17 protein-coding genes are annotated in these 16,378 nt (G+C 61.0%); 9 read left to right on the forward strand and 8 right to left on the reverse strand.

The window, feature by feature from the left end; all coding sequences use genetic code 11:
* The first annotated feature begins 67 nt into the window (after positions 1-67).
* The 4 genes from NKH99_RS05970 to NKH99_RS05985 all read left to right on the forward strand — a co-directional run bounded on the left by NKH99_RS05970 (position 68) and on the right by NKH99_RS05985 (position 4,335).
* Complete coding sequence (locus NKH99_RS05970; protein ID WP_353013207.1) at positions 68-1,612, forward strand: helicase HerA-like C-terminal domain-containing protein; 1,545 nt, start codon at positions 68-70, stop codon at positions 1,610-1,612.
* A 436-nt stretch (positions 1,613-2,048) separates the two neighbouring features.
* Positions 2,049-2,624, forward strand: coding sequence for a hypothetical protein (locus NKH99_RS05975; protein WP_353013209.1), 576 nt, complete (start codon positions 2,049-2,051; stop codon positions 2,622-2,624).
* Between the two features lie 199 nt (positions 2,625-2,823).
* Entirely contained in the window at positions 2,824-3,144 is a 321-nt protein-coding gene (locus NKH99_RS05980; protein WP_353013211.1) for a hypothetical protein, read from the forward strand.
* 336 nt (positions 3,145-3,480) lie between these two features.
* Positions 3,481-4,335: a hypothetical protein gene (locus NKH99_RS05985; RefSeq protein WP_353013213.1), complete on the forward strand. Its 855-nt coding sequence runs from the start codon at positions 3,481-3,483 to the stop codon at positions 4,333-4,335.
* A 115-nt stretch (positions 4,336-4,450) separates the two neighbouring features.
* Here the strand turns inward: NKH99_RS05985 and NKH99_RS05990 are convergent, their stop codons facing one another.
* The 3 genes from NKH99_RS05990 to NKH99_RS06000 all read right to left on the reverse strand — a co-directional run bounded on the left by NKH99_RS05990 (position 4,451) and on the right by NKH99_RS06000 (position 7,300).
* Complete coding sequence (locus NKH99_RS05990; RefSeq protein ID WP_353013215.1) at positions 4,451-5,260, reverse strand: GIY-YIG nuclease family protein; 810 nt, start codon at positions 5,258-5,260, stop codon at positions 4,451-4,453.
* 378 nt (positions 5,261-5,638) lie between these two features.
* On the reverse strand, positions 5,639-6,463 hold the full coding sequence (locus tag NKH99_RS05995) for a L,D-transpeptidase (RefSeq protein ID WP_353013217.1): 825 nt from the start codon (positions 6,461-6,463) through the stop codon (positions 5,639-5,641).
* 174 nt (positions 6,464-6,637) lie between these two features.
* Positions 6,638-7,300: a haloacid dehalogenase type II gene (locus NKH99_RS06000; RefSeq protein ID WP_353013218.1), complete on the reverse strand. Its 663-nt coding sequence runs from the start codon at positions 7,298-7,300 to the stop codon at positions 6,638-6,640.
* Between the two features lie 152 nt (positions 7,301-7,452).
* On the opposite strand from NKH99_RS06000, the gene NKH99_RS06005 reads away from it, so the two are divergent.
* From NKH99_RS06005 to NKH99_RS06020, 4 genes are all read left to right on the forward strand, one after another.
* Positions 7,453-8,331 carry a branched-chain amino acid aminotransferase gene (locus tag NKH99_RS06005; RefSeq protein ID WP_352470990.1) on the forward strand — a complete coding sequence of 293 codons (879 nt, stop codon included), beginning with the start codon at positions 7,453-7,455 and terminating at the stop codon, positions 8,329-8,331.
* Between the two features lie 107 nt (positions 8,332-8,438).
* A complete protein-coding gene (locus tag NKH99_RS06010) occupies positions 8,439-9,035 on the forward strand; it encodes a superoxide dismutase (RefSeq protein WP_023677850.1) in 597 nt (198 codons plus the stop codon).
* 175 nt (positions 9,036-9,210) lie between these two features.
* Positions 9,211-9,654 carry a c-type cytochrome gene (locus NKH99_RS06015; protein WP_353013220.1) on the forward strand — a complete coding sequence of 148 codons (444 nt, stop codon included), beginning with the start codon at positions 9,211-9,213 and terminating at the stop codon, positions 9,652-9,654.
* 9 nt (positions 9,655-9,663) lie between these two features.
* On the forward strand, positions 9,664-10,614 hold the full coding sequence (locus NKH99_RS06020; RefSeq protein ID WP_353013222.1) for a cytochrome c: 951 nt from the start codon (positions 9,664-9,666) through the stop codon (positions 10,612-10,614).
* Positions 10,615-10,625: 11 nt separating this feature from the next.
* Here the strand turns inward: NKH99_RS06020 and NKH99_RS06025 are convergent, their stop codons facing one another.
* The 3 genes from NKH99_RS06025 to NKH99_RS06035 form a co-directional block, all read right to left on the reverse strand.
* Positions 10,626-11,009 (reverse strand): SET domain-containing protein, encoded by a 384-nt coding sequence (locus NKH99_RS06025; RefSeq protein WP_352454309.1) that lies wholly within the window; start codon positions 11,007-11,009, stop codon positions 10,626-10,628.
* Positions 11,010-11,160: 151 nt separating this feature from the next.
* Positions 11,161-11,787: a LysE family translocator gene (locus tag NKH99_RS06030; protein WP_353013225.1), complete on the reverse strand. Its 627-nt coding sequence runs from the start codon at positions 11,785-11,787 to the stop codon at positions 11,161-11,163.
* A gap of 77 nt (positions 11,788-11,864) precedes the next feature.
* Positions 11,865-13,976 (reverse strand): S9 family peptidase, encoded by a 2,112-nt coding sequence (locus NKH99_RS06035; RefSeq protein WP_353013227.1) that lies wholly within the window; start codon positions 13,974-13,976, stop codon positions 11,865-11,867.
* Between the two features lie 676 nt (positions 13,977-14,652).
* Between NKH99_RS06035 and NKH99_RS06040 the strand changes: the two genes are divergently transcribed.
* Positions 14,653-15,078, forward strand: coding sequence for a Ros/MucR family transcriptional regulator (locus NKH99_RS06040; RefSeq protein WP_023677844.1), 426 nt, complete (start codon positions 14,653-14,655; stop codon positions 15,076-15,078).
* Between the two features lie 114 nt (positions 15,079-15,192).
* On the opposite strand, the gene NKH99_RS06045 is transcribed toward NKH99_RS06040, so the two are convergent.
* Together NKH99_RS06045 and NKH99_RS06050 are read right to left on the reverse strand one after the other, a co-directional pair.
* Positions 15,193-15,621, reverse strand: coding sequence for a SufE family protein (locus tag NKH99_RS06045; protein ID WP_352471107.1), 429 nt, complete (start codon positions 15,619-15,621; stop codon positions 15,193-15,195).
* A gap of 113 nt (positions 15,622-15,734) precedes the next feature.
* The gene (locus tag NKH99_RS06050) at positions 15,735-16,103 is read right to left on the reverse strand and encodes a DUF5330 domain-containing protein (protein WP_352771680.1); all 369 of its coding nucleotides are present in this window, start codon (positions 16,101-16,103) and stop codon (positions 15,735-15,737) included.
* Positions 16,104-16,378: the final 275 nt, after the last annotated feature.

The following is a 16,378-nucleotide window of genomic DNA, read 5'->3' on the forward strand; positions in this document are numbered from 1 at the left end:
CGGCGGGGCTCCCTTTTCTTCAAGGGATCAGGGCATTCAACCCTATAGGTTTGCGGAGACCGGACACATGGCCGACGATACCAGTATCTTCATAGGGGCCAGCCGCAAGCCGGACGACAGCTATCAGCGGCCCGAACAGCTTTTGCTGCAATATGGCAATCGTCACGGCCTGGTCACCGGCGCGACCGGCACCGGCAAGACGGTGACCCTGCAGATATTGGCCGAGGGTTTCTCCAATGCCGGCGTGCCGGTATTCTGCGCCGACATCAAGGGCGACCTGTCGGGTATCGCCATGATGGGCACAGCGCAGGATTTCCTGGTCAAGCGGGCCGAGCAGGTCAAGCTCGATCCCTATGAGTTCCAGGAATTCCCGGTCATCTTCTGGGATCTGTTCGGCGAGCAGGGCCACCCGATCCGCGCAACCATCTCGGAGATGGGGCCGCTGCTTCTGTCGCGCTTGATGAACCTTTCCGAGGCGCAGGAAGGCATCATGAACATCGCCTTCCGCATCGCCGACGAGGAAGGCCTTCTGCTGCTCGATTTGAAGGACCTGCAGTCACTGCTGGCCAATATCGCCGACCGCGCCGAAGAGATCGGCGCCCGCTACGGCAATGTGACGAAGCCTTCGGTCGGCGCCATCCAGCGCACGCTGCTGGTTCTGGAGCAGCAGGGCGCCGCGAATTTCTTCGGCGAGCCGGCATTGCGGATAACCGACATTATGCGCACCACGCGCGATGGACGCGGCGCCATCAGCGTGCTCGCCGCCGACAAGCTGATGATGAATCCGCGGCTCTATGCGACGTTCCTTCTGTGGCTGATGTCGGAACTGTTCGAGGAACTGCCGGAAGTCGGCGACCCGGACAAGCCGAAGCTGGTCTTCTTCTTCGACGAGGCGCACCTGCTGTTCGATGACGCGCCGAAGGTGCTGGTCGACCGCGTCGAGCAGGTGGTCCGGCTGATCCGCTCGAAGGGCGTCGGCGTTTATTTCGTCACGCAAAATCCGCTGGATATCCCCGAAACGGTGCTGGCCCAGTTGGGCAACCGCGTGCAGCACGCACTTCGTGCCTACACGCCGCGCGAACAGAAGGCCGTCAAGACGGCGGCCGAGACGTTCAGGCCCAATCCCGATTTCGACTGCGCAACCGTGATCGCGCAGCTCGGCACCGGCGAGGCGCTGGTCTCGACGCTGGAAGCCAAGGGCGTGCCGTCCATGGTGCAGCGGACGCTGATCCGCCCGCCGTCCTCGCGCCTTGGCCCGATCACGCCCGAAGAGCGCCGCAAGCTGATCACTGAGAGCCCGGTTGCCGGACAGTACGACCAGACCGTCGACCGCGAATCCGCTTTCGAGATCCTGCAGAAAAAGGCCAAGGACGCCCAGGAGGCGCAGGCGCAGCAACAGGGAAGCGGCCGTTCGCGCTGGACCATTCCCGGCTTCGGCAATGACGATCCCGCTCCTCAGCCCAGCGGTGGCCGGCGGGCGCCGGCGCCGCGGCCCTCCAACCGTCAGACCGTGGCGGAGGCGGCGATCAAATCCATCGTGCGCTCGGTCGGCTCGTCGGTCGGACGGGCGATCGTCCGCGGGATTTTGGGGAGCCTGTCCAGGGGGCGGTGAGGGGCATCGGACCGAAGGGCGGGCGTCGGTGTGGGCAAATTCTGTCCTGGCATCAAGCGCCAGTGGCCAGATCTGGAGGACAGCGGACGGCGGCTATGCGGAAAGAGCGGTCGCCTGGCGGCGATGCGCCGAACGTCTTGATCTGGGGCCGGAAGCGGACAGACCGCTATTGGGTAGCAGCGGTTAGATTGCTGCCGTTCGGCCAAGATAGGGGATGTTCAGTGCGGCCGCCCTGCGGGAAGCCTATCGGCGCCGAACGGCCGACTTGGTTGCTGCTCGGCAGCCTTCGGGTCAACTTTGGATATAGCCGCCGAAGACCAGGCTCGATGCACTATTCGTGGGTTGCCGGTCGTGCATCTCCCTCGACTGACGACGCCGCGACTTTCGCCTCGAGCGTCCTCGGGCTATTGTGCGTCGGGCTTTGAGGGCGGGTTGAATGATCAGATTTGTTGTTGCCGGGGTGTTCGCTATCGCCATGTTGTCGCGGACGGTCCCGTCCATGGCTGCCGACCCTACACAAGAAAAGTGCACTTGCGATCTTGTGCGGGAGAACGTGCTCGACAATGGCGCGTCCGTCAGGAATGCGACCGCCTGCTGGTCTACCGAGGACCCCGATCGGCAATGGTGCGATATCAGCGTTCAGGCGATTGAAGGCGATACCCGACAGCAGACAATCGTCAACGAACTCGTACGTCTTCAAAACGATCCAGAGGGTATGACGGCCTTTCTGCAGCAGCAGGCCGAAGAATCGGTTCTGAGCAACGAAACCCCGGCAAACATGGAGTATCTGAATCAGGCTCGAGCCGAGCTCCCTGCCTTGATGAAAGCCTCCGATAAACTATCCGCCGCATGCGTCGAAGGCTTCATTCGATACCAGGAAAAGAAGGAATTCTTCAAAGGCATCGATGAAGGAGTCTTTTCCTGCCGTATCGGTGAGGCCACAGGGTGGCTGCGTATGTCATTCCAGGTGGGGAACGTCCGCTTTGTGTTCATGGTCGCGCCGAATGCGTAAGTGGTGGCGTGAAGTGACTGTTGCAGCTGCAATCTTGTTCATCCTTGCAGGTATTGCGGGGGGCCCCCTAGGGGATGTCGGAAGCGCTATCGCCTCCTGGTTCAGCAGCCAATTCTCCACGCCTTCAAAGCTAACCGTCGACTTCAATGATGTTCAAGGCTGTTTCCAAGGGAAACTCGCCGAGATCGCACACCGTCAAATGGACGACGTCAGCCTCACGAATGGCGCGGATTCTTTGACGATCTGTGACAATCAACCTCTTAAGGTCGTCCGATCAGAATTGCCGATGGCATTGGCAAACAGGGTGCCGGGTTGCCTGGAATGGAGAAGTTGGGAGACTGGCGGGCTCGTTCTCATCCGGAAGAGTGATGCTGTTTGCGCACTGCCGGGCGGCACGCGTTTTGTCTGCGACGGTCCAAACGCAAGGCACGCGCTTGGCAACAATGCAGTCGGCGATTCAATGGACGAAATCCCTCGTTGCTTGGATGACCTATTGCGCCGCTTCGGGTTCTTTTCCTGATGGGATTTGATCAAGATTGCCGATAACCATCGGTTACGGACGTTGAGGTTCATGCGCGCAGCTTCTGCACTAAGAAACGATAGCGGACATTCACCTCAGAAGGCTCGTGGGCTCTCCATTGTTTAGCTAGACGGTGAATGTTCCCAGGATGTTTCACGCACATCGACTTGGTGATGCGATCGAGCAGTCAGCCGCCTGCGCGCCGATAGCGGCTTCGAGCCGAACATTCGGCAACAAGAACATCGGCGCCCAATCAGTGAGAATGTATACGTTCTGCTGTCGCCGCCGCGTTGCGCCGAGACTAAGGTAATGTTCACTAGAATAGGCCAGCCCTTGATGAACGATACAGAGCGCGAAGCAATCATCCTCAATTCGGCCTGGGAGATGATCGACGACATGGTCAACTGGGCGATGTTCATGAAGATCGAGCGTGCCGATCCCAGTAACCTCATGTTTGCGACCAGCGGGCATGCGCGCCTCTTTATAATCCTGCTTGCTGACTTCCTCTCGGATATCCGTGCGTTCAAAGGCGAGCCAGTCCCGCTTGGCCTCAAGCCGGCGCCTAGCAAAGCGCGCCCGTCCGACCTGACGTTCTTGTTTCACCTGCGGCAGGTCTGTTCCCATCCAAAGCTCGGCCACGATACGACCGATTTGTCGGCGGCGGTCGAGGCGTTCGCTGGCTGGCTGGAAGGGGAGTTCACGGCGACAGGCGTCAATCTGCATTCGATCAATGTCGCAGCAGATCTGCGCGTCGCCCGCTATCGTTACATCAAGATGTGCGGCGACATGGCCAAGCATAACCTGGCCCGTCTCGCTACCAATGTCGGTCACCTTCGCAGATTGCTTGAGCAGGCCGGACATCCGGTCAGCGAGCAGCAGGCATATCTGGCCGTCGAAACCTTCTTCGAGTGGTTCTACCGTGACATTTTCGTTTATCACTCCAGCCAGATCGCCGAGCTCCTGAATAATATCCGCTGGGAGATCTATCACTATCTTCAGCCCGAGTTTCGACGCTCGTGGCATATCCCGGTTACATCGAGGCCAGAGTTCACGACGTACAGCTATCACGTGCCGACGGCGATCACCGAGCCGGTGGCGATCGCGATGTATTGGGACGCGATGAATCGATCGCGTTCGCAGCCCTATGTTCATCGGTTCGTTATCCCGGCTTACATGAAAGATCGCCATTGACCATTGGAACCGGGAATACCGCGCCAGGAAATACTAGCGATCGAGGAAGCTTGGCTCTTGCTGCCGGCTGATAGCTTCCGAAACGCGAGGGGCTTTCCTCGCCAGATTTGTTTCTCTAGTTGCGGTTGTAGCCGAACGTGCCCCGCGTAAGTAGGGCGTCCTTCCAGAAACCCTCCCGCTGAATTACCTCAACGTCATCCACGCGCGCCGGTCGATACTCCAACAACGTAAACTTGAAGTTTTCGCGAGCATACCCGATGCCCTCCTTGGTCAGGAGCCCGGAGAATTCCGCGTTCCAGCCGTGGCCGGTGTCGATGTAAGACCGCCAGCGGGACCAGACACCGTGGCCGCCGTAGGCCGAGCCGACGTATTTCCGCCCGTTGGACAGGTCGGTGATGAGGTAGACGCCCTTTACGTTTTGCAACGCCGCGCGCCAGTCAAGTTTCTCGTTGCGCAGGATCGTCTCCAGCTCGCCGAAGCGCAGGTCAACGTTCTCGTAGCCGGGGAAGACTGCGCCGCTGTACGGCTCGCGTAGGATTTCGGATACTATCATGCCCGGTAGCACGCTCTCCAGCCTGACCCGGCGCAACCGGCCGACTCGGTAGACCACTTTGAGACGGCCAATCATGTTCTCGAACAGAGGCGAACGTCCCACTAGGTAAGCGCCTTCGTCCTGGCCGAGCACGTTGTAGACGCCGCCGAATAGCCAAGTGTGACGCTCGGTATGGAATTCGAGCCATGACAGGATATGCGGCCGGTTGAAGTAGTCTCGCTGGCCCTTATGGCTATTCCAGCCGTCCCACTCCGCGCGGTCGCGCAGGAACACGTCCAGCGGTCGGTTCGTGCCGTTCCAGGTGGCGAAGTGCACCTTAAACAGTTCGGGTTGGGTTATCGGGACGATGTCCGTCAGCGGGATGGTGGTCATGGCCCACACTTACCGCGGCGGCTGACCCTTGGCCACTCTCGATTAGGCATCCAACGAAGCGGTCCGAGCATGTCACATATGGTCGTTTTTGAGACGCTGCAAAGATACCTTTGGACCTACAATAACGTGCAACGACGTCCGCATTCGGGCAGCAGTGAAGCTGACCTCTACGGCCGATATCAGGCGCAAAGCAGTCATCCGACCGCTTGGCCTGCGGATTTGGGTCATGAGCTGTCACTGGTGGCGTCTGCACACAGCGCGGCAAAATCCGCTGCTCGGCGTAAGCATCGGACCTAAAGGCGGGCACCGGTAGGAGCAAGCCGACACGCAGCAAAACCAGCGGGAGCGAGGAAGATCCCGCCCGCGCTTTCGACCAGCTCAAAAGATCGAGTTTGTGATCGATTTTATCGGGCCGAGCAGGATCGATCCTTCCGGCACGCCGGCGTCGATCGGGATGGCTTTCCGGTTTGCTGTCGCCACCATCGGCTGGCCGATGTCGGCCGTCACCACGACCGGGGTCTTGTTCGGCACTCGGTCGTAGAGATCGATAATGTCCTGGTTCATCAGGCGAACACAGCCCGACGACACCGATTTGCCGATCGACCGCCATTCCGGCGAACCGTGCAAGCGGTAGAGCGTGTCCTGGTTCCCCTGGAAGAGATAAAGCGCCCGTGCGCCAAGCGGGTTCTTGAGCCCACCGGGCATGCCGCCATTGTCGGCGCTGTACGGCTTCAACTCCGGCTGGCGGGCGATCATGTCGTCCGGCGGCGTCCATTTCGGCCATTTCTGCTTCCATTGGACCACCGCATCGCCCGACCATTCGAAGCCGGCGCGGCCGAGGCCGACGCCATAGCGGATCGCCTGGCCGCCCGGGCGCACCAGATAGAGGAAGTGATTGGTGGTGTCGACGACGATGGTGCCCGGCTGCTGCCCGGTCGGATCGTCAACGATCTGGCGCAGGAACTGCGGGTCGATCTTGTCGACCGGTATGGCCGGCAGCTCGAAGCCGCCATCCGACATCGGCCCATACATCGTCACATAGTCGCCGAGCGCCGGCTCGACATAGGTCGGCGGCGGTGGCTCGACCGGTTGTTGCGACAGCGTGGTGCAACTGGAGACCGCGACCGAGGCGGCGCCAAGGGCTGCTGCGTTGAGAAAACCGCGACGGCTCAGGCGAAAAGAGGACGATGGGGATATGAACATGATTGCCTTTTTTAAGTCTCAAATCGCAACAAAGCATAAATGCGTCCTGTTGCGCGCGGTTGCCCGAGCAATGCCCGGCGCGATAGGCGGGTCCAATTCTGGCCGCAGGGTGGACAAACAAAGGCAAAGCTGTGACTGGATCGTCACTGTTGCGCCGACGCAACATTTCCGGTGTCACCCCCCGGCGACCAGACCTTCAAGGGACGGCAGGATCAGGGCCGGTGGAAAATCCCGGTATTCCTCTGGCTGATTGGCGCGGTTGATCCACACCGTCCTGAAGCCGAATTTGGTGGCGCCGGCGACGTCCCAGCGGTTGGATGACTGGAAAGAGACAGCGCCCGGATAGAGGCGCCAGCCCGTGGTGACCATGTCGTAGACCGACGGATCGGTCTTGAAGCGCCTGACGCTGTCGACGGAAAAGACGTCGTCCAGGACCTGGTCGAGCGCGGCGGATTTGACGGCCGCTTCCAGCATCTCAGGCGAACCGTTGGACAGGATCGCCAGCCTTGCTCCCGATGCCTTGAGCGCCTTGAGCACGGCCGGCACCTCCGGATAGCAGTCCAGCCGCCAATAAGCCTCGAGCAGCTTCGCCCTCAGCCCGGCATCCGCGGATGGAACCTTGCGCAGGGCGAAGTCGAGGGCCTGCTCGGTGAGCTGCCAGAAATCGGCGTAGGCCCCCATCAGCGTCCTGACCCAGGAATATTCCAGCTGCTTGGCGCGCCAGATATCGGACAGCAACTGGCCGTCTGGCCCAATCTGGTCGGCGTGACGGCGCACGGCCGCATGCACGTCGAACAGCGTGCCGTAGGCGTCGAAAACGTAAGCCGCATGGTGCATGCAACAGTTTTGAGGCCGCGCAAGGCAAGGCGCAAGCGCTGATTGCAGTTGGGCAGCTCCGCTGGCCTCAACAAATCTCAGCCATGCCGGTTGACGGCGGCCGCCAAAGCATCTTCCAATGCGCCGCAAGAAGCATCGAACGGAACCTGGCAATGACACTGGCGACTGCGGCGCAATCCGCGACATGGACCTTCGTCGACGGCGACTGGTACGAGGGCAATGTTGCCATTCTAGGGCCGCGCAGCCACGCCATGTGGCTCGGCACCAGCGTGTTCGACGGCGCCCGCTGGTTCGAGGGCGTCGCTCCCGATCTCGATCGCCATGCCGCAAGGGTAAACGCCTCGGCGATCGCGCTCGGCCTGAAGCCGACGATGAGCACCGACAGGATCGTCGGCCTGACCTGGGACGGGCTGAAGAAGTTCGACGGCAAGACGGCGGTCTACATCAGGCCGATGTATTGGGCCGAGCATGGCGGCTATATGGGCGTGCCGGCCGACCCGGCCTCGACGCGTTTCTGCCTTTGCCTCTATGAATCGCCGATGATCTCGCCGGCGGGGTTTTCGGTGACGGTGTCGCCGTTCCGGCGCCCGACCATCGAAACCATGCCGACCAACGCCAAGGCCGGCTGCCTTTATCCCAACAACGGCCGGGCCATCCTCGAAGCCAAGATGCGCGGCTTCGACAATGCGCTCGTGCTCGACATGCTGGGCAATGTCGCCGAGACCGGCACCTCGAACATTTTCCTGGTCAAGGACGGCCATGTCCTGACGCCGGCGCCGAACGGCACCTTCCTGTCCGGCATCACCCGCGCGCGCACCATGGCCCTGCTTGGCGAATACGGGTTCACGACGACGGAAAAGACGCTGTCGATCCGCGATTTCCTCGAGGCGGACGAAATCTTCTCGACCGGAAACCACTCGAAAGTGGTGCCGGTCACCCGTATCGAGGATCGCAATCTGCAGCCGGGACCGGTGGCCAAGAAGGCGCGCGAACTCTATTGGGAATGGGCGCATTCGACTTCGCCCGGCTGACCCGCTAAAAAGCGGCCGGCGCTTCGTTTCCGGAGTTGTTCCAGACCAATCCAGTCCTATGTTAGTCCGGTATCGACACCGGATTTTTCCACGAGGGAGTACGACCGATGGCTTTTGAATTGCCCGCCTTGCCCTATGATTACGAGGCTTTGCAGCCTTATATGTCCAAGGAAACGCTGGAATATCATCACGACAAGCACCACAAGGCCTATGTCGACAACGGCAACAAGCTGGCCGCCGAGGCGGGCATGGGCGATTTGTCGGTCGAAGAGGCCGTCAAACAGTCCTTCGGCAAGAATGCGGGCCTCTTCAACAATGCCGCCCAGCACTACAATCACATCCATTTCTGGAAATGGATGAAGAAGGGCGGCGGCGGCAACAAGCTGCCCGGCGCATTGCAAAAGGCGGTCGACAGCGACCTTGGTGGCTACGACAAGTTCAAAGCCGACTTCATCGCCGCCGGCACCACCCAGTTCGGTTCGGGTTGGGCCTGGGTCTCGGTCAAGGACGGCAAGCTGGCGATCTCGAAGACGCCGAATGGCGAGAACCCGCTCGTCCATGGCGCGACGCCGATCCTCGGCGTCGATGTCTGGGAACATTCCTATTACATCGATTATCGCAACGCCCGGCCGAAATACCTCGAAGCCTTCGTCGACAGTCTCATCAACTGGGACTATGTGCTCGAGCTCTACGAAAAGGCCTGATCCGTTCCAGAAAAGCCCCGGCAGAACCGGGGCTTTTCTTTTTCAGCATCAGAACGACAGCTGCAAAAATTTCACGCAAGCGTGAGGCGAAGCGTCGGAATTTTTAAGCCATCCTTGCCGTTTGTCATCGGGGTGGGACCGCATCCTGAACTGCCTTCAACATGGAGCCAAGTGAATGAGAAAGCTTATCCTCGCCATCTCGATGCTCGCCTTCGCCGGTTCGGCGGCATTTGGAGACCCGGTAGCCGACCGGCAGGCCCTGATGAAGGAACGTGGCAAGATCGCCGCCGGCTTGTCGAAAGTGGTCAAGGGCGAGACGCCCTACGACGCAGCTTCGGTGCTGACCGCGTTGCAGGCACTGCAGGTCAATGCCGAGAAATTCCATGCCGGCGTCGACACGCTTTTCCCGGCGGGCAGCGACACCGGCGACACCACGGCGTCCCCAAAAATCTGGCAGGACATGGCCGGCTTCAAGACGGCTGAAGGCAAGTACCTCGCCGACGTCAAGGCGGCGGTCGCCGCAGCACCTGCGGATGCCGAGGCGTTGAAGGCGCAGTTCAACACCATCGGCGGCGGCTGCGGCAACTGTCATCAAAACTATCGGGTGAAAAAAGGCTGATAGCGGGCAATGCGCTTGCTGAAGAAACTTGTCGGCGCCGCCCTCGTTCTGGGCGGCGCGGCCGCGATTGCCGGCTGGTTGCTGTCGGCTCCGGTCAGGCTCGATGCCGCAACGCTGGCTGAGCTTGGTCCCGGCGACGCCGCCAGGGGCAAGCGCATCTTCTACGCCGGCGGCTGCACATCCTGTCATGCCAAGCCTGGCTCGCAAGGCGACGCCCGTCTTCAGTTGGCGGGCGGCCTTGAACTCAAGACGCCATTCGGCACCTTCGTGCCGCCGAACATATCGCAGGATACCAGGGACGGCATCGGCGCCTGGTCGGTCGAGGATCTTGCCAACGCCATGCTGAAGGGCGTGTCGCCGTCGGGCGAGCATCTCTATCCGGCATTTCCCTATACTTCCTACGCGCGCATGAAGCCGGCCGACATTGCCGATCTCTATGCATTCCTGAAGACGTTACCCGCGGTCGCCGGCAAGGCGCCCGCCAATTCGCTGGCATTTCCCTTCAACGTCCGACGCGGTCTTGGCTTGTGGAAGCTGCTCTATTTGAGTGACCAGCCGGTCGTTTCCTTTCCCGACGGCACACCGGATCCGGTGTTGACAGGCCGCTATCTGGTCGAAGGCCCCGGCCATTGCGGCGAATGCCACACGCCGCGGGATCTTGCCGGCGGCACCAGCAAGAGCCAATGGCTGGCAGGTGCGGCCGCCGCCGAAGGCAGCGGCATCGTGCCGAACATCACGTCGGGCGAGGGCGGCATCGCCGACTGGTCCGAAGCCGACATCGCCAACTATCTCGAAACCGGCTTTACGCCGGATTTCGATACGGTCGGCGGCGCTATGGTCGACGTGCAGCGGAACATGGCCGTGCTGACCCCGGAGGACCGCTCGGCGATCGCCGCCTACCTGAAAGCCGTGCCGCCGCATCCCAACGGCTATCCGGCGCGCAAGAAGCCGGCGAGCTGACAGCTGTTGCGTCAGCGGTCGCCGAGAAAGTCGAAGCCGGTTTCGAAGAAGTGATTGTAGTCGCAGGTCATTTCCTCGCCGGGCGCAATGTCGCGCAAGGCATAAGTCTCCTCCGGTTGCGAGACGTCGCAATTCGGGTCGTCGGCATGGTTCATGTAGCGCGCATCGTCGGCCTCGAAGACGATGTAGTTCGGGTCGCGCCGGTCCGGATAGGCGTAGCGGTCGAGATAGGTTTTCACCGGCCCGGTTTCCCGCTCGTAGGCCGTCACCTCGATGCGCCGGTCGTATTTCGGGTCGAGCTTCCAGACCAGCGTGCCACGGGCAATGTGGTTCTTGGCAAAGACGCCGATGCCCTGGATGGGCGATTTGTCGAGATAGACATCGACGAGCAACATGGCAGATCCCTGGGTGATTGTGTGTTGGCGCGGCTGTGAAAAGGCCGCGCACTGGGTAGCGCGCGGCCTTTGCAATTGCGAGCGGAAAATTAGCTGTGCCTGCCCATTATCCGAAGCCTCGTACGGCTCGTCGCCTGTCGAGACCCTAGATCTAGCGCTGTTGCAGCGCCAGCCGGATGCCTAAGGCGCAATAGATACCGCCGACAGCTTTGCCTTGCCATCTCAGCACCGTCGGGTTTCGGCGCAGGAATGCACCGAGGCCGCCCGCACCCACGGCGAAAACCACCGTGCTGACGAGGCCCAACAGAACAAAGATGACGCCCAATATCGCCAGTTGAAGCATCACCGATCCGTTTTCAGGCCGCACGAACTGCGGAAGAAATGCAAGGAAGAAAAGCGCGGTCTTGGGATTGAGAACCTCGGTCAAAACAGCCTGCCGAAATGCTTTGGCAGCGGGGATCGCAAGTGCGCCGGCGGCCGGATAGGCCGGCGTTTTCTCGATGATCGCGCGAATGCCGAGATAAATGAGGTAGGCTGCGCCGATGTACTTCACGATGCTGAAAAGCGCCGCCGACGTGGCAATGATCGCCGAAATGCCGACGATCGCCATGAAGGTGTGGACCACGTCGCCGGCCGCGATCCCGGCGCCGGTCGCAATGCCCACCCTGGTTCCGGAACTGGTTGCCCGCGCCACCGTCAGAAGAGTGGCGGGACCCGGGATGAAGACAAAGCCAAGCACAACCACGACATAAGCTATCAACGTGGCGAGATCGATCATTGGTGGGCTCCGCAATTCTCACCGCCAATGAAGCCACGTCGCGGAACGGAAGACAATGACCGCTCATCCGCCGATGTTCACGCCGCAAGCTCGGCCTTGCCCGTCACCTTGAGCGCGAAGGCGTAGGTGAAGGCGATTTCCTCCAGTCTTGAAAACCGGCCGGAGGCGCCGGCATGGCCTGAATCCAGGTTGATCTTGAACAGCACCGGATTTTCACCCGTCTTGCGGTCGCGCAGCCGCGCCACCCATTTGGCTGGCTCCCAATAGGTGACGCGCGGGTCGGTCAGGCCGGCCAGTGCCAGGATCGGCGGATAGTCGAGTGCGGCGACATTGTCGTAGGGTGAATAGGCGGCGATGGTCCGGTAATCCTCCGCCGAAGCGATCGGATTGCCCCATTCCGGCCATTCCGGCGGCGTCAGCGGCAAGCTGGCGTCGAGCATGGTGGAGAGCACGTCGACGAAGGGAACCTCGGCGACGACGGCGCCGAAGCATTGCGGCGCCATGTTGACGACCGTGCCCATCAGCATGCCGCCGGCCGAACCGCCTTGCGCGATGATGCGGTCATGCTGCGTATAGCGTTCGGCGACGAGGTGGTGGGCGGCAGCGACAAAATCGGTGAACGTGTTCATCTTGTTCGCCCGCTTGCCGTCGTCGTACCAGCCATAGCCCTTGTCCTTGCCGCCGCGAACATGGGCTATCGCGTAGACAAAGCCGCGGTCGACCAGCGAAAACAGATTGGTATTGAACGCGGCCGGCACGGTGATGCCGTAGGAGCCGTAGCCGTAAAGCAGGCAAGGCGCCGACCCGTCGAGCGGCGTGTCGCGGTGATGGAGGAGCGAGATCGGCACCAGTTCGCCGTCGGCGGCAGGCGCCATCAGCCGGCGCGTGACGTAGTGCTCCGGGTCGTGGCCGGACGGCACTTCCTGGGTCTTGAGCAGCACCCGCTCGCGGGTGCGCATGTTGTAATCGAAGACCTGCGCCGGGGTCGTCATCGACGAATAGGAAAAGCGCATGATCTCGGTGTCGTATTCGTAGGAGCCGGACAGGCCGAGCGAGAAGGCTTCCTCGTCGAAGGAGATCAGGTGCTCCTCGCCGCTCTTGCGGTCGCGTACGACGATGCGCGGCAGGCCTTCCTTGCGCTCGAGCCGGACCATGTGGTCCTTGAAGCCGATCACCGAAAGGATCAACCGGCCCGCTTCGTGCGGCACCAGTTCCTGCCAGTTGGCGCGCACCGGATCGTGGGCCGGCGCCGTCATGATCTTGAAGTCCTTGGCGCCGTCGGCATTGGTGAGGATGAAGAAGATGTCGCCGCCTTCCTCGAGTTCGTACTGCAGGCCCGTCTGGCGCGCCGCAACCAGCTTCGGCTCTGCGAACGGATCGTTGGCGCTCATGATGCGGTATTCCGAGGTCTCATGATCGTTGATGCCGATCATGATCCACTCGTTGGAGCGCGTGCCGCCGACATCCATGAAAAAGCCGGGATCGGTCTCCTCGTAGATCAGCCGGTCGTTTTCAGGACCGTCGCCAAGCGCATGGAACAGCACTTTGGAAGGACGGTGGTTGGGGTCGAGGCGGGTGTAGAAAAAACCGTCATTGCCGGCATCCCACACACCGCCGCCGCCGGTGTCCGGGACCCTGTCCGCCAGATCGTTGCCGCCGGCCAGATCGCGGATGCGCAGCGTGTAGAATTCGGAACCCTTGTCGTCGAAGGCCCAGAGCAGCTTGCTGTGGTCGTGCGAATGATCGACGCCGCCCAGGCGGAAATAGGGCTTGCCCTCGGCCTCGGCATCGCCGTCGAGCAATATCTGCTTGTCGCCGCCGTCACGCGCCGTGCGGAAATAACGCGGCTGCTGGCCGCCAAGCTTGAAGGAGGAGCCGTAGGCGTAAGGTCCGTCCTTCATCGGCACGGAAGAATCGTCTTCCTTGATGCGTCCCTTCATTTCCGCGAAAAGCTGGTTCTGCAGTTGGACCGTATCGGCCATCAGCGCCGCCTGGTAAGCATTCTCGGCTTCGAGGTGGGCGCGGATTTGGCCGTCGAGCAGGGACGGATCCCTGAACATCTCTTGCCAATTGGCGGCCCTCAGCCAGGCATAATCGTCCGTCCGTGTTATGCCGTGATGCGTGTCGAAGATCGGCCGCCTCTCCGGCTGCGGCGGCGTGGCGGTCGGAAACACTGGGGTTCTGGTCATTGCGTCTCGCTGTGGAAGCTACTTGAATGGCGAATGAACACGCCGAGCAGCGCGGGTTCAAGGGCTATGATCTACTGTCGTGGTGGCTCGAGAGGACGGGCTGGAGGAGCGGATAACGAATATTTCTTCTCGGACTGCCGCGGTTCTCGCGGTCGCTGCGATGACCCTGCCAGTGCCGGTCAATCTCATGCAACTGCCTTCGCGGCTTGGCAAGTGGCCGATATGGCTGGGTCTACGGAAATACACTACCCCATTTCAATGACACAGCGCACCGCTCCGGCGACGGCTCACGAGCAACAGTAACACAGCGCAACCTATGATTTTACTGAACCGCCGATCATCCAGGCTGTAATGCCGCCGGCAGGGTCAAGCATCGAGCTCTATTTACCTGCTGCCGTTTGTGTAATGGCTGCTTGCCGCGGCGTCAGTCGATGCTGGTCTGACCAGAAAAAACGGCAAAGTTACACTTTGCACGAAAGAGTGAAGCTGAATGAGGAATATTTGACTTGTATCGCTGAATAGACCGCAAGAAGCGAATTGACTTACTTGGCGCTCAGGCTCATTAAGATGCCGCGACGCGAATCGCGGAGGCTTTTTCCTGCACAAGTTCGCGCGATGCCCTGCCTGCCAAAAATAGGGTGTAGACAGAAACAATTCTCGTTGGGACCTGAACGCCATGGATATTACCGAAACACCTTCCAGAAACAGTGACGCGCTGATCGAGCTCACCGCCGATGTGGTGGCCGCCTATGTCAGCAACAATCCCGTGCCGGTCGGCGAACTGCCGAACCTCATCGCCGATGTCCATGCCGCTCTCGGGCGCGTCGGCGGGGCCGCCGAGCAGCCGCCTGCCGACAAGCAGAAGCCGGCGGTAAATCCGAAGCGGTCGGTGCATGACGACTACATCATCTGTCTCGAAGACGGCAAGAAGTTCAAGTCGCTCAAGCGTCACTTGATGACCCACTATGATCTCACGCCCGACCAGTATCGCGAAAAGTGGAACCTGGACCCGAGCTATCCGATGGTTGCGCCCAATTACGCGGCCGCCCGTTCGCAGCTCGCCAAGAAGATGGGTCTCGGCCGCAAGCGCAAGGGACGCTGACAAGCGGCTCTTCCGGTTTGATACTCGAACGGCGCCTGCGGGCGCCGTTTTCGCATTGGGGGGAGACCAAGCTCAGGCCGCCAGTTCTTCATGCCGCCGGCAACTGCCGTACGGTCAGGCGGTCTGCTTCAGCGCTGCCTCGGCGTCACGCTTGATGCGCTTGACCATCGAGCGAAGGCCATTGGCGCGCTGCGGCGACAGGTGCTCGTCAAGCCCGAGTGCCTTTAGCGTTGCCTCGGCGTCGGTCCTCTGGATTTCGCTGGCCGGCCGTCCCGAAAACAGCGCCAGCATGATGGCGACCAGGCCGCGCACGATATGGGCGTCGGAATCGCCCTTGAAGGTGATAACGGGGTCGGCACCCCCGCCCTGTTCGGTGGTCAACCAGACCTGGCTGACGCAGCCGGGCACCTTGTTTGCCGGTATGCGTTGCTCATCGGGAAACGGCGGCAGCGCTTCACCCAGTTCAATCACATAGCGATAGCGGTCTTCCCACTCGTCGAGCAGGGAAAAGTCGTCGCGGATGGTCTGGATCGTCGTCGTCATGCCCCCGGATATAGTCATCCAGCGCTGTCACGTCACGGAAAAAGAGGAGAAACGCCGCAGGCGCCGGGCATGGGGAGCCTTGCGGTCCGGCGATGAATTCGGCCGAAACAGTCTCAGTTCTTCGCCGGCAAGTGCAGTTTCGCCGGCAGATCGACTTTCGCCGGCAAGACGATTTCCCCGGGCACGCTGCCGGTAGTCGTCACTGTATCGGGTTCAGCGGCCTTGTCGTCCAGCATGGCAGCCGCGATCTTGGCGGTCTCCCGGGCCCGGGCGGTGATGGTATGCATTGCCGATTTGCCGGTCTCGCACACGTCCGGCTTGCGCTCGCAGATACCGGCGATGTCGCCGACGGCTTCGCGCGCCGCAAACAGCGCCTGGAGCGGCCCGACGCTTTCGCGGCCCGCATCATCGGCGCCGACACCCAGCGGTAGCGCCAGAAGCACCAGCGAAAACCAGAAAGCAGCTCTTATCAGAAAGCCCATCTGTCTGTCCTTTATGACGGTCATGCCTCCGAACCGCACGACCCTTGTACCGCGATACTGACACAGACGCGCAAAGGACGGCTTGTCCCGAAAGCAACAGTTTTCCTTAAATTTTAGGTAGATTCGAAACGAAGCGTTTTGAAGTTCATTTGCCTCGAACGGCTCAGATTTTATTCAGCAAATGATAACCATCCAACCTATTGTTTTTCGTGGTCATTTTCTTAATCGGCGACAGGTTGATGCCATCGGTCGTAGGTGCAGGCGCGGGCGGTGTG

This window comes from Mesorhizobium sp. M0854, assembly GCF_040319815.1.
GTDB lineage: Bacteria > Pseudomonadota > Alphaproteobacteria > Rhizobiales > Rhizobiaceae > Mesorhizobium.

What these genes read in the sequence shown, in the direction of transcription:
- NKH99_RS06045 (WP_352471107.1), bottom strand. Translation starts at nt 15,621, where the DNA reads ATGACGACGACGATCCAGACCATCCGCGACGACTTTTCCCTGCTCGAC.
- NKH99_RS06040 (WP_023677844.1), top strand. Translation starts at nt 14,653, where the DNA reads ATGGATATTACCGAAACACCTTCCAGAAACAGTGACGCGCTGATCGAG.
- NKH99_RS05975 (WP_353013209.1), top strand. Translation starts at nt 2,049, where the DNA reads ATGATCAGATTTGTTGTTGCCGGGGTGTTCGCTATCGCCATGTTGTCG.
- NKH99_RS06010 (WP_023677850.1), top strand. Translation starts at nt 8,439, where the DNA reads ATGGCTTTTGAATTGCCCGCCTTGCCCTATGATTACGAGGCTTTGCAG.
- NKH99_RS05980 (WP_353013211.1), top strand. Translation starts at nt 2,824, where the DNA reads ATGGACGACGTCAGCCTCACGAATGGCGCGGATTCTTTGACGATCTGT.
- NKH99_RS05990 (WP_353013215.1), bottom strand. Translation starts at nt 5,260, where the DNA reads ATGACCACCATCCCGCTGACGGACATCGTCCCGATAACCCAACCCGAA.
- NKH99_RS05985 (WP_353013213.1), top strand. Translation starts at nt 3,481, where the DNA reads ATGAACGATACAGAGCGCGAAGCAATCATCCTCAATTCGGCCTGGGAG.
- NKH99_RS06050 (WP_352771680.1), bottom strand. Translation starts at nt 16,103, where the DNA reads ATGGGCTTTCTGATAAGAGCTGCTTTCTGGTTTTCGCTGGTGCTTCTG.
- NKH99_RS05995 (WP_353013217.1), bottom strand. Translation starts at nt 6,463, where the DNA reads ATGTTCATATCCCCATCGTCCTCTTTTCGCCTGAGCCGTCGCGGTTTT.
- NKH99_RS06020 (WP_353013222.1), top strand. Translation starts at nt 9,664, where the DNA reads ATGCGCTTGCTGAAGAAACTTGTCGGCGCCGCCCTCGTTCTGGGCGGC.
- NKH99_RS06015 (WP_353013220.1), top strand. Translation starts at nt 9,211, where the DNA reads ATGAGAAAGCTTATCCTCGCCATCTCGATGCTCGCCTTCGCCGGTTCG.
- NKH99_RS06005 (WP_352470990.1), top strand. Translation starts at nt 7,453, where the DNA reads ATGACACTGGCGACTGCGGCGCAATCCGCGACATGGACCTTCGTCGAC.
- NKH99_RS06000 (WP_353013218.1), bottom strand. Translation starts at nt 7,300, where the DNA reads ATGCACCATGCGGCTTACGTTTTCGACGCCTACGGCACGCTGTTCGAC.
- NKH99_RS05970 (WP_353013207.1), top strand. Translation starts at nt 68, where the DNA reads ATGGCCGACGATACCAGTATCTTCATAGGGGCCAGCCGCAAGCCGGAC.
- NKH99_RS06030 (WP_353013225.1), bottom strand. Translation starts at nt 11,787, where the DNA reads ATGATCGATCTCGCCACGTTGATAGCTTATGTCGTGGTTGTGCTTGGC.
- NKH99_RS06035 (WP_353013227.1), bottom strand. Translation starts at nt 13,976, where the DNA reads ATGACCAGAACCCCAGTGTTTCCGACCGCCACGCCGCCGCAGCCGGAG.
- NKH99_RS06025 (WP_352454309.1), bottom strand. Translation starts at nt 11,009, where the DNA reads ATGTTGCTCGTCGATGTCTATCTCGACAAATCGCCCATCCAGGGCATC.